This window comes from Syntrophorhabdaceae bacterium (assembly GCA_036504895.1).
Classification (GTDB): domain Bacteria; phylum Desulfobacterota; class Syntrophorhabdia; order Syntrophorhabdales; family Syntrophorhabdaceae; genus PNOM01.
This window is the reverse complement of the sequence record DASXUJ010000128.1, coordinates 1-13,932: the sequence shown is the minus strand read 5'-3', so window position 1 is coordinate 13,932 and position 13,932 is coordinate 1. Positions and strand designations below refer to the sequence as shown.

General features: G+C 51.7%; 13 protein-coding genes and 1 tRNA gene. 8 read left to right on the top strand and 6 right to left on the bottom strand.

All coding sequences use genetic code 11. The annotated features are described in order from the left end of the window. The first annotated feature begins 184 nt into the window (after positions 1-184). From VGJ94_18390 to VGJ94_18355, 8 genes are all read left to right on the top strand, one after another. Positions 185-275 (top strand) — tRNA-OTHER (locus VGJ94_18390). 1,037 nt (positions 276-1,312) lie between these two features. Beyond that, positions 1,313-2,050 (top strand): hypothetical protein, encoded by a 738-nt coding sequence (locus VGJ94_18385; GenBank protein ID HEY3278592.1) that lies wholly within the window; start codon positions 1,313-1,315, stop codon positions 2,048-2,050. A 166-nt stretch (positions 2,051-2,216) separates the two neighbouring features. Further along, positions 2,217-2,519: a hypothetical protein gene (locus VGJ94_18380; protein ID HEY3278591.1), complete on the top strand. Its 303-nt coding sequence runs from the start codon at positions 2,217-2,219 to the stop codon at positions 2,517-2,519. 1,023 nt (positions 2,520-3,542) lie between these two features. Next, the gene (locus VGJ94_18375; GenBank protein HEY3278590.1) at positions 3,543-4,373 is read left to right on the top strand and encodes a hypothetical protein; all 831 of its coding nucleotides are present in this window, start codon (positions 3,543-3,545) and stop codon (positions 4,371-4,373) included. 808 nt (positions 4,374-5,181) lie between these two features. After that, positions 5,182-6,012, top strand: a complete 831-nt coding sequence (locus tag VGJ94_18370; GenBank protein HEY3278589.1) for a 4Fe-4S dicluster domain-containing protein — start codon at positions 5,182-5,184, stop codon at positions 6,010-6,012. Beyond that, entirely contained in the window at positions 6,009-6,683 is a 675-nt protein-coding gene (locus VGJ94_18365; protein ID HEY3278588.1) for a cytochrome b/b6 domain-containing protein, read from the top strand. Before VGJ94_18370 ends, VGJ94_18365 begins: the two co-directional genes overlap by 4 nt. Beyond that, positions 6,680-8,788, top strand: coding sequence for an aldehyde ferredoxin oxidoreductase (locus tag VGJ94_18360; GenBank protein HEY3278587.1), 2,109 nt, complete (start codon positions 6,680-6,682; stop codon positions 8,786-8,788). The genes VGJ94_18365 and VGJ94_18360 overlap by 4 nt, the downstream gene beginning before the upstream one ends. Beyond that, positions 8,785-9,393, top strand: a complete 609-nt coding sequence (locus VGJ94_18355; protein HEY3278586.1) for a hypothetical protein — start codon at positions 8,785-8,787, stop codon at positions 9,391-9,393. Before VGJ94_18360 ends, VGJ94_18355 begins: the two co-directional genes overlap by 4 nt. Positions 9,394-9,956: 563 nt before the next feature. Here VGJ94_18355 and VGJ94_18350 read toward each other — a convergent pair. The 6 genes from VGJ94_18350 to VGJ94_18325 all read right to left on the bottom strand — a co-directional run. Continuing rightward, on the bottom strand, positions 9,957-11,780 hold the full coding sequence (locus tag VGJ94_18350) for an ATP-binding protein (protein HEY3278585.1): 1,824 nt from the start codon (positions 11,778-11,780) through the stop codon (positions 9,957-9,959). Positions 11,781-11,934: 154 nt separating this feature from the next. Next, complete coding sequence (locus VGJ94_18345; GenBank protein HEY3278584.1) at positions 11,935-12,111, bottom strand: hypothetical protein; 177 nt, start codon at positions 12,109-12,111, stop codon at positions 11,935-11,937. Between the two features lie 123 nt (positions 12,112-12,234). Beyond that, on the bottom strand, positions 12,235-12,597 hold the full coding sequence (locus VGJ94_18340) for a hypothetical protein (protein ID HEY3278583.1): 363 nt from the start codon (positions 12,595-12,597) through the stop codon (positions 12,235-12,237). Further along, on the bottom strand, positions 12,594-13,094 hold the full coding sequence (locus VGJ94_18335) for a Spy/CpxP family protein refolding chaperone (protein HEY3278582.1): 501 nt from the start codon (positions 13,092-13,094) through the stop codon (positions 12,594-12,596). The genes VGJ94_18340 and VGJ94_18335 overlap by 4 nt, the downstream gene beginning before the upstream one ends. Positions 13,095-13,221: 127 nt before the next feature. Beyond that, positions 13,222-13,395 (bottom strand): hypothetical protein, encoded by a 174-nt coding sequence (locus VGJ94_18330; protein HEY3278581.1) that lies wholly within the window; start codon positions 13,393-13,395, stop codon positions 13,222-13,224. 58 nt (positions 13,396-13,453) lie between these two features. Next, the coding region (locus VGJ94_18325) for a slipin family protein (GenBank protein ID HEY3278580.1) at positions 13,454-13,932 on the bottom strand (479 nt) is incomplete at its 5' end.

The window sequence follows — 13,932 nt, the reverse complement described above, 5'->3', positions numbered from 1 at the left end:
GGTGGAAGCAACAGTGATCTCTTCTATTCAGCGGATACGCTCTCTACAGTGCATTTCTGGATTGTGCCTATTTTGTGCCCGTGAAGTTCGGAAAATATCCGACTCGTACCGACTCCTACCGACACAAGGATATCGCGTAAACCACTAATTATTAAAGGTTTGGTAATAATGACAGGGGGATGGCGGACAACGCCTTTTCCCCCTGTCTTGCTCTTCAAAACCAGTGTACCGGTGACGAGCTGGTAGGTGGGTTCGATTCCCATGCACTTCCGCCATAATAATATCAATAGGTTACAAATCATAGCATTTAAATGTATTTCGTCAGTATCACTTAAGAATGGCAAATTGTGCTTATTTTGTGCTTGGTTCAAGAGATCCTATTTCATGGGACATCTTTATGTTGTCGGCTACGACATTTAGATGTATAATGCGGCTGAAACAAATTACATATTACGATTGCTGGCCAACGAGTGCAGACCATATACGTATCTTACAATATTTATTAGGTGAAAAGACCGGAAGCAGTCGATAGTAATAATCCGCTCATTGAGACAAGGTTCACAATCATGAGGATCTTTTTTGCAGGAGGTATTTCCAGTTATGCTCAGTTATATGGACCAATTAGCTGCATGTAAACCGATTCGAGAAATGATAATACAAGTCCTTGCTCGGAATGACGATACAAGCATAAGGAAAAAAGCCAAAGATGTCCCAACTGTCGAAAGCATTCTGAGAGCAGTAAGCTTGAGACCAGGCCTAAATACAGGAGAAGAATTGAAAGGTTTCATAATTGAGCATGTGCTGAGTAGTCTTGGCTTAACGGAAATTCAAAGAGAGAATATCCAGTTGAACAGTTAGAGCATAATGAGACGAGGATAGTTGCCGAGAGGGGCAAAAGCACTTCCGCCATTTAATAATACCAACGGTTTATAACCAACAACAGATGTTGAAGACCAGGAGGCCCACCAGGCGCCTCGGCGCTTCCGTAAGAGATTGTGCTTGGATTGTGCTTGGATTCTTTGTCAAGGACTTCTTGATGCTCGTCTGATCAGTCATCTGAGAACGACAAGAAGTTTATTCCAATTCTATATTATTCATCTGAGATCGACGTTTTCTTCTTGTCATAGAGTTTTACTATGAGAGAGTGAAAACACAGAGGTCGCAATGGCTTTCATCGGAGCTATCAAAGTTCTATTGACATTCGTTTAAATAAATCATAACTATAACAGCATTCGTAACCGTCTATACCAAACGTGGACATTGTTTAAGAATTGGGGAGTCGATTGCCACGCTTATCAACAGGAGATGGATCATGAATCGCAGAAATAATGACCTCGATGTTACAACTGAAGCCTTCCACACACCTCTCGCCCCTTATTTTGCCGATACTTACAACACGCTGAACAGCGTCGTTCAGGGCGTAGTACTAGGAGCGTTATTTTTCGCCTTTACCGAACAAGAAGGGAATATACCACCATTATTCTATTTAAAGGCGTTTTTGGTGTTTCTAACAACCTGTCTTATGTGGCACAGATACGTAACGCATACTCAGTGGGTCGCTTGGAGACTGAATTTGATCGATACACTAATCCCGATGGGGTTTGCTGTGACACAACTTTTCGTTATCTGGACAATGATGAAAAATAGTCACCCTCGCTATTTTTCACAGGCTTTCACCGTTTTGACTATTATGGGTACTATAGCCTATTGGCGCGCCCTCTCTAAAGTCAAGAGCGTTGAAAAAGAAACAAGGATACTCCTGGCAAAGCATTTTGCGGACGAATATTTTGGATCAGGTTTCTATGATGAACTCCTTTTGTATGAGAAAAGATGTTTCAAACATGTGCACGTATTGGCGTTAGTTTCACTATTAACGACATTTTCCGTTTATCTGCCATGGGTTGAGCAAAAAACACAAGATTGGTACGTAACCGTGGTGCTTGTACTGTCGTCTCTAGTATTCGGCAGTTTTGACCTAAATATGCAGTTAAGAAGGTTGAACAAGTTGCCTGCTTGTAGTTATCCACACAAAGACTATTTCTGCCGATAGCAGGTTTTGCCAATATCAAACGTTTTCAAATTTTACTTGCAGATACCTCGAGTCGCATCGGCACTTCCGTAGGAGATCGTGCTTGGGTTTTCTTTCATGAACGCGCTTTTCTAGCTATAATATGCTCGGTGACTAAAAATATGTAAATACCGGAGGTAACTAGACGATGGATAAGGACCTGTTACATCCATCCGAACTTTTAAAACAGTTATTCAAAGAAAAACCGTGGCAAGGCGCTGACCCAAAGACAGCAAAATACATATTCGTGGGACTTGACGCTAATTTTGCAACGGATGTGGAAACGCAGATTCCAGACACAACGACTTATCTAGAGGATGGTCCCAAATTCTGGAAATCCACGGGAGTTCACCATCCATTTATGTTGGACAAATACAAGGGCAACGGTCGCTCTTATCACGAAAATTTCAATCTCATCGGATTTAAAAGCGCAGAGGCGGATCAGGTTTAATTCATCGAACTCTTCGAAAAACCAACAACGGGAACGAGCAATCTCATAGGGGAGGACTTATCGCCAGAGCATATGATTTGGCTGCAAGATGTCTTCGACAATGGCGGGTCTAAATTTATCTTCATTCCACCTACAGCCGTCAGACTGATGAAGGCAAGGGAAGAGTTCAGTTGGCTTCGCCATCAAGGAAAGAGAATTGCAGGGGATTTAGAGGTTTTGAGGGAGAATAAAGGTCGTCAGCAGATTATCTATAGGATGTACCACTTATCCAATTACAGAGAAAAATACTACGCTAAGCTTAAGAAGCAAATCGAGCAAGTAAAGAACATCGTCATATCGGAGAGAAACTAATCGGTTCTCATGGAAACACGACCTTCTAGAAAACATTTGGCAACAATAATTCAATAGTTCGCTCGGCACTTCTGCAAGGAGACTTTGATTGTTTGTAGATTGTCAAATACTTCTGACCCCCTTTTTGCAGATGGATATCGAGTGTCTGTCCTTTTCCTGATTTCCTTGAGTGCCGTGGCCCTTGTCATTTCGGATTATGCGAAAGACTTCCTGAGGCTGTAGGGGTCACTTCATCTGGCAAATTAGGGTCAAATGTATTTGAGAATCTACACTTTGTGGCGAGTGTGGGAGAAAATCAGTCATTCGAAATCTGAAAGTGTAAGTAAAAACCATACACCTCATGGTATGGCTGCATGGATTCAAAAGTGAGGAGATTCATAACATTATCAACAATAAACCCATAAAATACGAGAACTAACATATAGGGCGGCAGTCCATATTCAGAACCTCGTGCATGATGGCATGGCACTTGCTTCCTTATTCTGACAAATCAGCCGCCGACTCCGGAAATTAATGGCCCATGTGCCTGAAAGCCAGGCATTTTCACTCACCGTAAAATGAATACAGTATGAATCCCGGGCAAAAAGCAAATATCAGAATTGGAGGTAAGACAGGAATGCAAAAACTTATTTTTGTTGCGTTATTCGCCGTGTCGCGCAACGGGAGGAAGAGATGAGGATACTTACAGCTTTAGTGTGGGGTGTCTTTATCGGTGTGGCTATAGTCGCCCATAGCTTTGCTGGGGTCGTGAGCCTCCCCTGGTCGTCCAGTCTCGACTGTGCTCCCTGGACCTATGACGGGTCTTACAACGTGACACCGCCTGCGGGCTGTTCGGAATTTCAGCTTGAGTCGTCAGGCAGTGCGTGCGGGACGTATTCGCAGATAGTGGCGGCGGCAAACCGGTCCGGCAGCGCGGGAAACGGCATTCGACAGCTGGTCGGGCCCGGAGACAACGTAGGCACAACCGGTTTTGACATTAATTTCGGGAGCGAGCCATCAGTATGGATCAGATGGTATCAGAGATATCAGACCGGCTTCACCTGGTCTACGCTGGATCATCATAAGGACCTATATCTGGTCGACTATACGAACGGAAAGACAAACCAGGGTATTATTCCTGAGCCCTATTACGATACTTACAGGGTCTTCTATGCTTCAGGATCGACAACGAATGCCGTGTTGTCGAGCGACCCTGCCCATTCAGGGTGGAGTTATATAGGAGACGGCAACTGGCACCTTTACGAGCTGCATGTTACCAAGGCGGGCCTGATTCAGATGTGGATCGACGAACGCCAGATCATTAATGCGAATACGGGTACGACATTTCCCTATAACTGGGGACTCGTGCTATTCGGATCAAACTCTGCCACACCCAGCAGTACCTGCAAGGCTGTAGATTATGATGACCTCGCGATCAGCAACACGGGGTACATAGGACCTGCAGGCGGTGGCGGCGGTTCCACACCCCCGGCAGTCCCGACAGGCCTTACCGTGAGACCTTAACCCTTTCCATCAATATACCGATCCCATTGAGCTAAGATAGATTTAGTATGATACCGGCTTCCATAGGACCTTACAAAACCCCGTCAGTGCTAATTACCAAGGGGTTCGAATCCCCCTTTCGATGAGGGATTGCAAGCGCTTGCAAACTCCGAAAACATTCAAATCCACGGAAGTGTTTGCAGAGTTACTGGCGGTTTACTGGCTCTTTCTTGAGCTTTTAATTTTTGGAAAGTTATTGAAATTATTTACAATGAATGGCGGAGAGACAGGGATTTGAACCCAGTATTCGTGCAGAAACGTGCAGAAATATTCGGTAAGCTATTTTAATACTGTAATAACGGCTACTTCTGCATCACTGTATGGGTTCGATTCCCATGCACTTCCGCCATTTTGTATTTATTGTCAACGGATTACAAGTCTTATTTTCCTTCGCCGTCGTGGGCACGCACTTTTCAAGGACTGTCAGGATTGTTCGGTCCGGAAGCCGAATAATCAACCTATTATCCTCTGATTTTGATATAGACCAACTGAAGGAATCTGGCGGAGTTTTGTTGAAGCCCCTCTAATTGTTTGACAGCATGCCCTTCTTTGTACTATTTAAAATATCAATGCAGACAAGGCTCGCCCGTTATTCACCATATCTTCTTTTGCCCATCACCATTGCCGGTGTGAAACCAAGTTATGCTAACCGCATATACATAAGCATGGTGGTCAAAACACCATGAAATCAAACCCTGTCACGAAAGAGGTCACAACCCTGGAATTCGGAGAATCCGGCCTGGATCGATTGTGTACCCGGAGACAAGTCTTGATTTGGGGCGGAGTCTCGGTCATCGGGTTGTCCGCCCTGTCGCCGGCATTTGCCCTGGATACCGGCAGACCTCTTATTATCATGGAGAAGGCCCAGGGCATGGTCATCTCCGATCCCGTCTTGTGCGTCGGGTGCGGCCGCTGTGAGCTGGCATGCACGGAATTCAACGACGGCAGAGCAGCGCCGGCCTTGTCCCGCATCAGGGTCGACCGGAATATCAATTTCGGCCCCCTGAGCCACAAGGCGTGGCGCGAAGGTCATGGCAACTTCGGAGACGGACTCATCATACAGGACCTTTGCAAACAATGCCCCCACCCTGTGCCCTGCGCCAACATATGCCCGGAAAATGCCATAATTCTCTCGCCCCTCACCAATGCGCGCGTGATCGATCCGGAAAAGTGCACCGGCTGTAAGATATGTCTCAGGGCATGTCCCTGGGAGATGATCTCATATGATCCGGATAGCCGAAAGGCGACCAAGTGTCACCTTTGTGAGGGAAAACCGAAATGCGTGGAGGCGTGTCCAGCAGGGTCCCTGAGCTATGTATCCTGGCGAGACCTGACCGGGAAAATCCCTCCCCGCAATTTGGACACCGCCACGCTTTCGCCGCAACGGGCCAACGGGTGCCGGGAATGTCACTTGCCCGGCCAAGGGGAGAATGTCCGGCAGGTAAGCACAATGCTCAGGCGAGCGCTGGGAAGATGGCGGTTGGATGCTTCAGACGGGATCGGCTTCAAGTGGGTCGACATGGCCGGTACGCTTCTTGTCCCTCTGACGATCGGCGCCGTACTGGTCCATGCTATTGTGCGAAAGGTCACCAGGCGATGAAACCTCCCTGTCTTCACCCGCTCCCCCTTCGGGTATGGCACTGGACTAACGCATTCATCATGATCGCGTTGATCGTCACAGGACTCTATCTCAGGCTACAAGGGATCGCGGCCCTCAAACCACACGATCCGGTCCTCTCATGGCACAGGTACGCGGGCTACGCCATGATTGGGGCAATAGCTTTCTGGCTTATCTATACCTTGGCGAGTAAAGACACGAGAAGCCAATACGGAATCAGGAAGAAAGATTTTCCGAACGTCTTTCCCCAAATACGATTCTATCTCTTTTCTATCTTCGCCGGAGCTGAAAATCCGTTCAAGGCCGACCCTGACCACAAGTACAACCCCCTTCAGAAGATGGCCTACGGCGCCCTCATGTTCTTCTTTCTTCCCGCCCAGGCATTGACAGGTCTCCTCTTCATGGACATCCCGGTCGTGCGGCCTTATCTCCTGTCGGAAGGCCTCATCAGGCCCCTTGACGCGATTCATGTGACCCTTACTTATCTACTGATCCTGTACGTCATAGTTCACCTCTATATGGCGACCCTGGGCGCTACATTTCTATCCCATACGAAGGCGATGATAACCGGATATGAGGACGAGGACAACAGGACTCACCACGAGGGCCCATCGGGTCCTGTCGCGGCTTCCCTGGAAAGGACAACAGAATGAGCGGATATGGAGGGTGGGCAGGCAAGGTCCTGCGCGTCGATTTGTCGACAGGAAGAATCCGGACCGAGAGCACAATCGACTGCTATAAAGACTACCTGGGAGGCACGGGGATCGGCTATAAGGTTATGTGGGACGAAGTTCCGGCGGGGACCACACCATACGATCCCGAAAACAGGATCATTTTTGCCGTAGGGCCGCTCGCGGGAACGAGTGCTCCCTGCAACGGCCGGACAGCCGTCACGACCCTCTGGCCTACCTGTTGGCCCATACCCCTGGTTGCGTCGGGACATATGGGCGGACAATTTGCCGCAGAACTGAAATATGCGGGCTATGACGCAATCATCGTCCATGGAAGGGCCGATCATCCCGTATGGCTCATGATTGCCGATGAAAAAGTCGAGATTCACGATGCCCGCAGATTATGGGGCCAGGGTACCCGCAGGACCGCCTACGCCATCTCCGAGATCATGGGTTCTGACGCGACCATAGCCTCAATCGGGCAGGCAGGTGAGAACCTGGTCCCCATGTCCGTTTTGATTAGCGGCCTCTCCCATTCCGCCGGCGGCATCGGATCGGTTATGGGGTCCAAGAACCTCAAGGCCGTCGGTGTCCGGGGTACGGGCAGCATCAGAATCGCAGGCAGGAAAGAGGACTGGGAAAAATTGATCAAATATCACCTCTCCCTCCTGGGCGGGAACAACCAGCACGTGGTGCCCAACTCACCCCAGCCCTGGGCGGAGTTCTTTGACCCGGCGTCGCGTTGGAATGCGTCCAGGGGGCGCCGCTGGGGAGCCGCGGCCCATCCGGTGGAAACAGGGACCTGCAATCCCCGTGACCTGAACCGGATTGCCTATCGCTCGAACCTCGCCGTGAACTGGCTTGGCGATATCGCCTGGAAGCACACAGTCAGGGGGAACGGCTGCACCGCGTGCCCCATCCGCTGCCACACGATGCTCAAGGTCCCCGCCGTAGAAGCGAAATACGGCATACCCGCCGTGGGGCAGAATACGTGTATAAGCGTAAAGTGGGGTCGCACGTTCTTCAAGGAGGTGCCCGGAGGTCCGCACGGAGCGACCAGCCTGGAGCATACCATGGTCGGAATGCATCTGGCCGATGACCTCGGCGTGTGGTGCAACTACGGTCAATTGCAGCGGGACTTCGTCAAGCTTTACTATGACGGTACAATAGAAAAAAAGCTGGGCTCCCGGGAATTCCGGAGTTATTCCTGGCAAAAGTATGAGAAGGGAGACCCCGCATTCCTCTTTGAACTCTTACCGCGGATCGCAAAAAGAGAGGGTGAGCTTGGCACGGCGCTGGGTCTCGGCACAGGTTACATGCTGGAACGATGGTCGCTCTCCGAAGAGCAGTGGGGCAAAGACAAGGACCTCGCCTACTGGAAGATGGGCCACCCCAAGCACCATTCCTCGGAAGAGACGGGGCAATGCGGTGTGCTCGTCAACCTGATGTACAACCGTGACTGCATGTGCCATTCTCACAGCAATTTCACCCGGAACGGATTGCCCCTCCCGGTGCAGAAGAAACTGGCAGCCGAGATCTGGGGCGCCCCGGAGGCCATCGACGGCATTGGTGACTTCAAGCCCATGCACCGGTCAAAGGCGCGGATGGCAAAATGGGCGCTCCTTCGTAAGGAGCTGCACGACTCGCTCTCCCTGTGCAACTGGATGGGGCCCTGGGTAGCGTCTCCAATAAGGGAACGAGGCTACAGGGGCGATGACTCCATAGAGTCAATGCTCTACAGTCTCGCAACAGGGGACAGGAAGAGCCGGGAGGAGCTGGACATGGTAGCCGAGCGTATCTTCCTCCTCCATAGAGCGCTCACGATCCGCGGCATGGGGACAAAGCAGATGCGCACCCATCACGACAAGATCCCCGAATGGGTCTTTACGGGCAAGAAAGGCACGCCAGCCTTCACAAAAGGCGCCACCCATATGGAGAGACATGACGTGCAGGTTGCCCTGGATATGTTTTATGAAGAGATGGGATGGGACAAGGCAACAGGAGCACCTACAGACGAGGCATACCAAAGATCGGGTCTCCGGGGCGTCGCCGATTTTCTGGCAAAAAGAAACCTGACACCGTCATGAAAGAGCCCGCAGCCATAGACGGTCCCTCCGTGAGCATCAGAACGGAATCCGCTGATAGAGCGGTCGAAATAATGGCGGAGGCGATCAGGAATTGGAGCGCGGCCTCGCAGCTTATTTCTGAGCAGGACATCCTGGGGTTGGTGAAAGCTCATCATTTCATACCCCCCGGCGCGGACAGGACAAGTGACAGCGAACCGGGCATTCTCGCCCAATTGGTTCGCAAAAATGACGATCTCCGTAAACTCACCGGGGCAGGTTCTCACTATTATTACTCCGCTCACTCCATGACCGGGGCCTACGCCACAATTCTCCTTCATAAGCTGGAGGGCCCCTTGCCGCTCATTGCCGGGACCGTCCGTCAAAGTGCCCGTGAATACCAGCGGCCCGTACCACTTTCTATTTTTTCGGACCCGCCCTTCGACCTCCCCTATCAGCAGGTTCTCGATTGTCTGGAGGCGATGGCAAAAGCCGGGGGTTATGATGATATTGCAGCAACCTCAACTTCGACATCGGCGATCTATCTTTATTCCACGTCCCACCTGGAGGCGGAACATGCCGCGATGCTGGCCGAATGGCTTGATGTCGGCCAATCCGACAGTCCCTGAGCTCCGGGGAAAGCGTGAAGTTACACCTGAGTTTGCCGAGGACGAAAAGGTCGCTTTTTGTGAAAGGCCGCGCTCTGTGGCGAAACACCCGGACGCGCCGCTTGGCCTCTAAAGTAACGAATGGGAAGTTGCGGGGCAACCGATCCACGTGACCCTTTTCTCCCCGGCTTCTGCATTGCAGGAATTAGTCCGAAATCGGAAATAGGCATGTGATGTCCAGGACCCACCGTTTCCTTTTCGTTTCCCGGTCGCCTGTAATCCCTTGTCCTTCCTTGGCTGCCTTTTATGGAAAGCGACACCGCCGCTTCGGTGGCGTCCATGCCTCTTCCAAAGATTGATGTCCATGAGAATAAGATCGATGGGACGGCCGCTTTCTACTGCCTCGATGGCCTTTTCGCCGCTGCCCACACTAATAACCTTCCTGTTCGAGCTTCATGCCTTGACTGAGCCGGATCAGTGCTTCATCCTCAACGAGGAGAATAGTCTTTCTGCCAGACACAAACTCTCCCTGGTCAGGTGCTAAAAAGTGAATCACTACAGAGTGAGGTTTTCATGTCTTTCCTCTATTCTTTTTCCCCTTTCGTCCCGTCCAGGACCCGCCGGATTGCCTCTGCGAGATCGCGTTTGCCGAGCGGTTTCATCACGAACTCTTTAATCCCCCTTTCCTTTGCTTTCTCCGGAGACGCGTTTTCGTTGTACCCCGTAAAAAGGATAATCGGGATATCAGGCCTCACCTTCAGAAGCTCCTCTGCCAGGGCGAATCCCGTCATCGCCGGCATGGTGTAATCGGTAATCACCATATCGAAGCCGGCGGGATTAACGTGGAATAAGGCGAGCGCATCGCGGCTGTCCGTCGTTCCGACAACTCTGTACCCAAGGCCCCTGAGGGTCTCCCGGCCCCACTCCACGAGAGAATTCTCGTCATCCACGAAGAGGATCACCTCGGTCCCGCGCGGGATGTCGTCCGCGGCAACTTCTTCCTCCCGCACGGAGGGTTCCGCGTGGGGGAGGAAGACTTTAAACGTGGTTCCTTTCCCCGGCGTACTCTCGACCGTGATGCCGCCGTTGAGGCTCTTCACGATGCCGTAGGTGACTGCAAGGCCCAAGCCCGTGCCTTGTCCACGCTCCTTTGTGGTGAAGAAAGGCTCGAAGATCCTTTTTATTACCTGGGGCTCTATGCCTGTGCCCGTATCTTTTACGGTAAGGCACAAATAACGCCCGGGCTCTAACCCGGCCGGAAGCGTGGAATAAGACTCGCCTGCGTCACTCAGACTTATGGTGAGCTTCCCCCCTTGTTTATCGCGCATTGAGAAACCGGCATTGGTGCATAAATTCATTACCACCTGCTGCACCTGGGAAGGGTCGGCACGCACGGTATCCGAACCACTCTTTATCTTTAAAGCAATCTTCACATTGGAAGGGAGTGTCGACCTCAGCAGCTTCAAAGTCTCCTTGATGAGAGGGGTTAATTGCAGGGGGATGACTTCGTGATGGGTCTTCCGGCTGAAGGCGAGGATCTGTTTCACAAGGTCTTTCCCTCTGAAGCCGGCTTTGAGGATGTGCTTGAGGTCGCGGTCCACGTTTGAGTTGCGAGGTATGTTGTCGTCGATCGCCAACTCGGCAAAGCCGAGGACTGCGGCGAGCATGTTGTTGAAATCGTGCGCGATTCCCCCTGCGAGGGTACCGATGGCCTCCATCTTCTCCGACTGACGAATTCTCTCCTCCATGCGCTCCCGCCTGGCCGCTTCTGATTTGAGCCGGTCCAGCGCATCCTTCAGATCGGCGGTTCGTTGCAACACTCGGGTCTCCAGTTCGTCGTGAGCCTTCTGCAGCGCCTGCTCCATTCGCGTCCGTTCAGTGATGTCGGTGAGGGCAGTACGCATTATCCCCAGTCCGTCGGCCTCCACCCTTATACTGTCCAGTTGCGCATAGAACACGGTGCCGTCATGTTTCTCGAGCGCCAGCTCGCAGGTTTGCCTCGCGGAAGATTCGAGTACTTTTCGTCTGTGAAGATAGAAGGGGTCCTGGAACTCCGGCCGGATGAACCTGGAAAAGGGTTCATTGACGAGATATCCTCTTTCGATCCCGAGAAGCCCTGCCGCCGTGAGATTCAACTCCAGTATCAAGCCTTCTTCATCCAGGGAAAGATAACCAACCGGGGCAAGGTCGTAAAGTTCGAAGTATTTCTCCCTTGATGCCTCGACCTCAAGGTGGGATTTTTGAAGCTCGTCGTTCTGCATCTCGAGCTCGATTTCGTGCACCTCGAGCTCATGGATAAGCGCGGCAGGGTCACCGGACCGTTCGTTTGACTGTTTCCCGGAGAGACATTGCTCTGCCTTCTGCCGAAGCCCCCGGTCGTCCGCTGAACGAGAGGCGTCTCTAGGCATGGTTCCTCCAATTCAGATTCTGGGCCTGATAGGATAGCATATTACAGTTTAAAATACATAACCTCCTCCGTCAAGAACAGCCGGTCCTCACTTTCATGTAAACGAGATGACAACCAGGGTAGACCGGGCGGTCTTGGCGCTGGCCTATGCGTCCTCAATGGTTTCCGCCCCCGCCGTTGCGGCCTCCGCCCCCGCCTCCATGTCCGCCGTCCCTGTCGTGTCCTCCGCCTCCATGTCCTCCGCCGCCGTGCCCCTCATATCCCCAGAAACACCCGCCAAGCGAAACCAGCATCAGCACCGCTACCATCATGAACATAACGATTCTTTTCATTTTTCTCCTCTTCTTGCGTGCGTAGCCTTGCACGCGAATTGCATGACCACTTGCACTAATCTCCGGGCTTCGGCCATGGAAAGGGTCCACCGAAGCCCTGATCAATCGGTGCTTAAGAATTCCCTAGCGAATCACGATCGGGAAGACGAGGCTGATGCCCGGAGATTGATACGGGGCCGGGCCATAGATAACCGGTGGAGGCGCATAGACGGTCGCCGGGTAGTGGCGGTAATACTGACGCCCATGCCGCTCACGTCCGTAGCTGTGCCCATAGTACCCATTGTGCCTGTTGTCGCCGAATGCCGGGACCGTGATTGCGCCGCCTATCATTGCAGCGAAGATAACCGCCATCACGACTTTGGCGACTGTCGACTTAAGCTTTTTCCCTTCCAACTGCGAGGTTTTCATAGTTGCCTTCCACTCTTCGAGTGATTCCCTGTTGGTGATTGTGGTGTGCGGTCCTGATGTGGAGACGATCGCCGTCATTTTGATCTGCCCTTGGCCTTTGCTTTTGCGTGATGGCTCTGGGGGTGGAATAATACGTCGGCATCCTTCTTCTGAGCCTCCGACATGCCTGCGTAGAGGGGCTCGAAAATCGGGATAAATGTCTTGACCGTGTCCGCATGTCCCTGGGTGATTTCGCCGTAGGATTTGAGATCCTCGACCGCGTTCATGGTGCCTGCTTTGTCGGACCTCGCCCTGATGAGCGCCTCCATCGTCTTCGCGTTGTCCCTCATCGCCTGGGCGACGTTATTCCATAGCACTTCCTGCTCAGGGGTAATCCTGAGCTTGGTATGGAGATCTTTGATCCGTGCCTCTACGCGGTCTGTCTTTGAGGTTGCGCCGCCGGTTTTCGCCGTGCCCTCCTGCACGGGCGAAGCAGCACGCGTTGGGCTGGTGCCCGCGAGGACCAGAATGGCGAGAAGCACCGTCGCAACAGCGAGTACAGTAGGATAGGTGAACCGATTGGCAATTCTTTTCATAATTCTCCTTATAAAGTTGTGTTTTTCATTACACTTTTTAGAATGCCCGGGTTTTCCCGGAGCCTGCATATCAGTCTCTTGGTGTGCCGTCGTACCGGATTATTTCTTTTCTCCTCAACTCCGTGTCTTATCCTCTTGTCTTATCCTCTTGTCTTCTCCTCTGGAATTCATCCATTTCCTTTTTGTACTTCGCCAGGTCGTCCTTTTTAAAGCACGTGTCGCAATACTCGCTCAAGTCGTTTTCTTTATTTATAATCGTCCAGTAGGCGGCGGGAGAACCGCATTTTATGCATGTCGGCATATAACCTCCTTTCCCGATCTTTCTCGAGGTACTGCATTCACACCGCTGATGCTCACGTTCATTTTTTCACCTTATCCAGAAAAAAGCTTATGAGGTCGATGGGAAGAGGGAACACAATGGTGGAGTTCTTCTCCGTTGATATTTCAATCAATGTCTGAAGATAGCGAAGCTGGAGCGCCATGGGGTTCTTGGAGAGTATATCCGAGGCCTCGGAGAGCTTTGTAGACGCCTGATATTCGCCCTCGGCGCCGATAACCTTCGCCCTCCTCTCCCGCTCGGCCTCGGCCTGTCGCGAGATGGCCCGCTGCATCTCCTGGGGAAGGTCCACATTCTTCACCTCCACATTCGAGACCTTTATCCCCCATGGTTCGGTGTGGGTGTCGAGTATCTCCTGAAGCCTCTCGTTGATCTTCTCCCGCTTGGAGAGGAGATCATCAAGCTCTGCCTGACCGAGGACGCTCCTTAAGGTCGTCTGGGCCAGCTGGCTCGCCGCATAAAGAAAGTTTTCCACGTCAATAATCGCTTTCAGTGCATCCA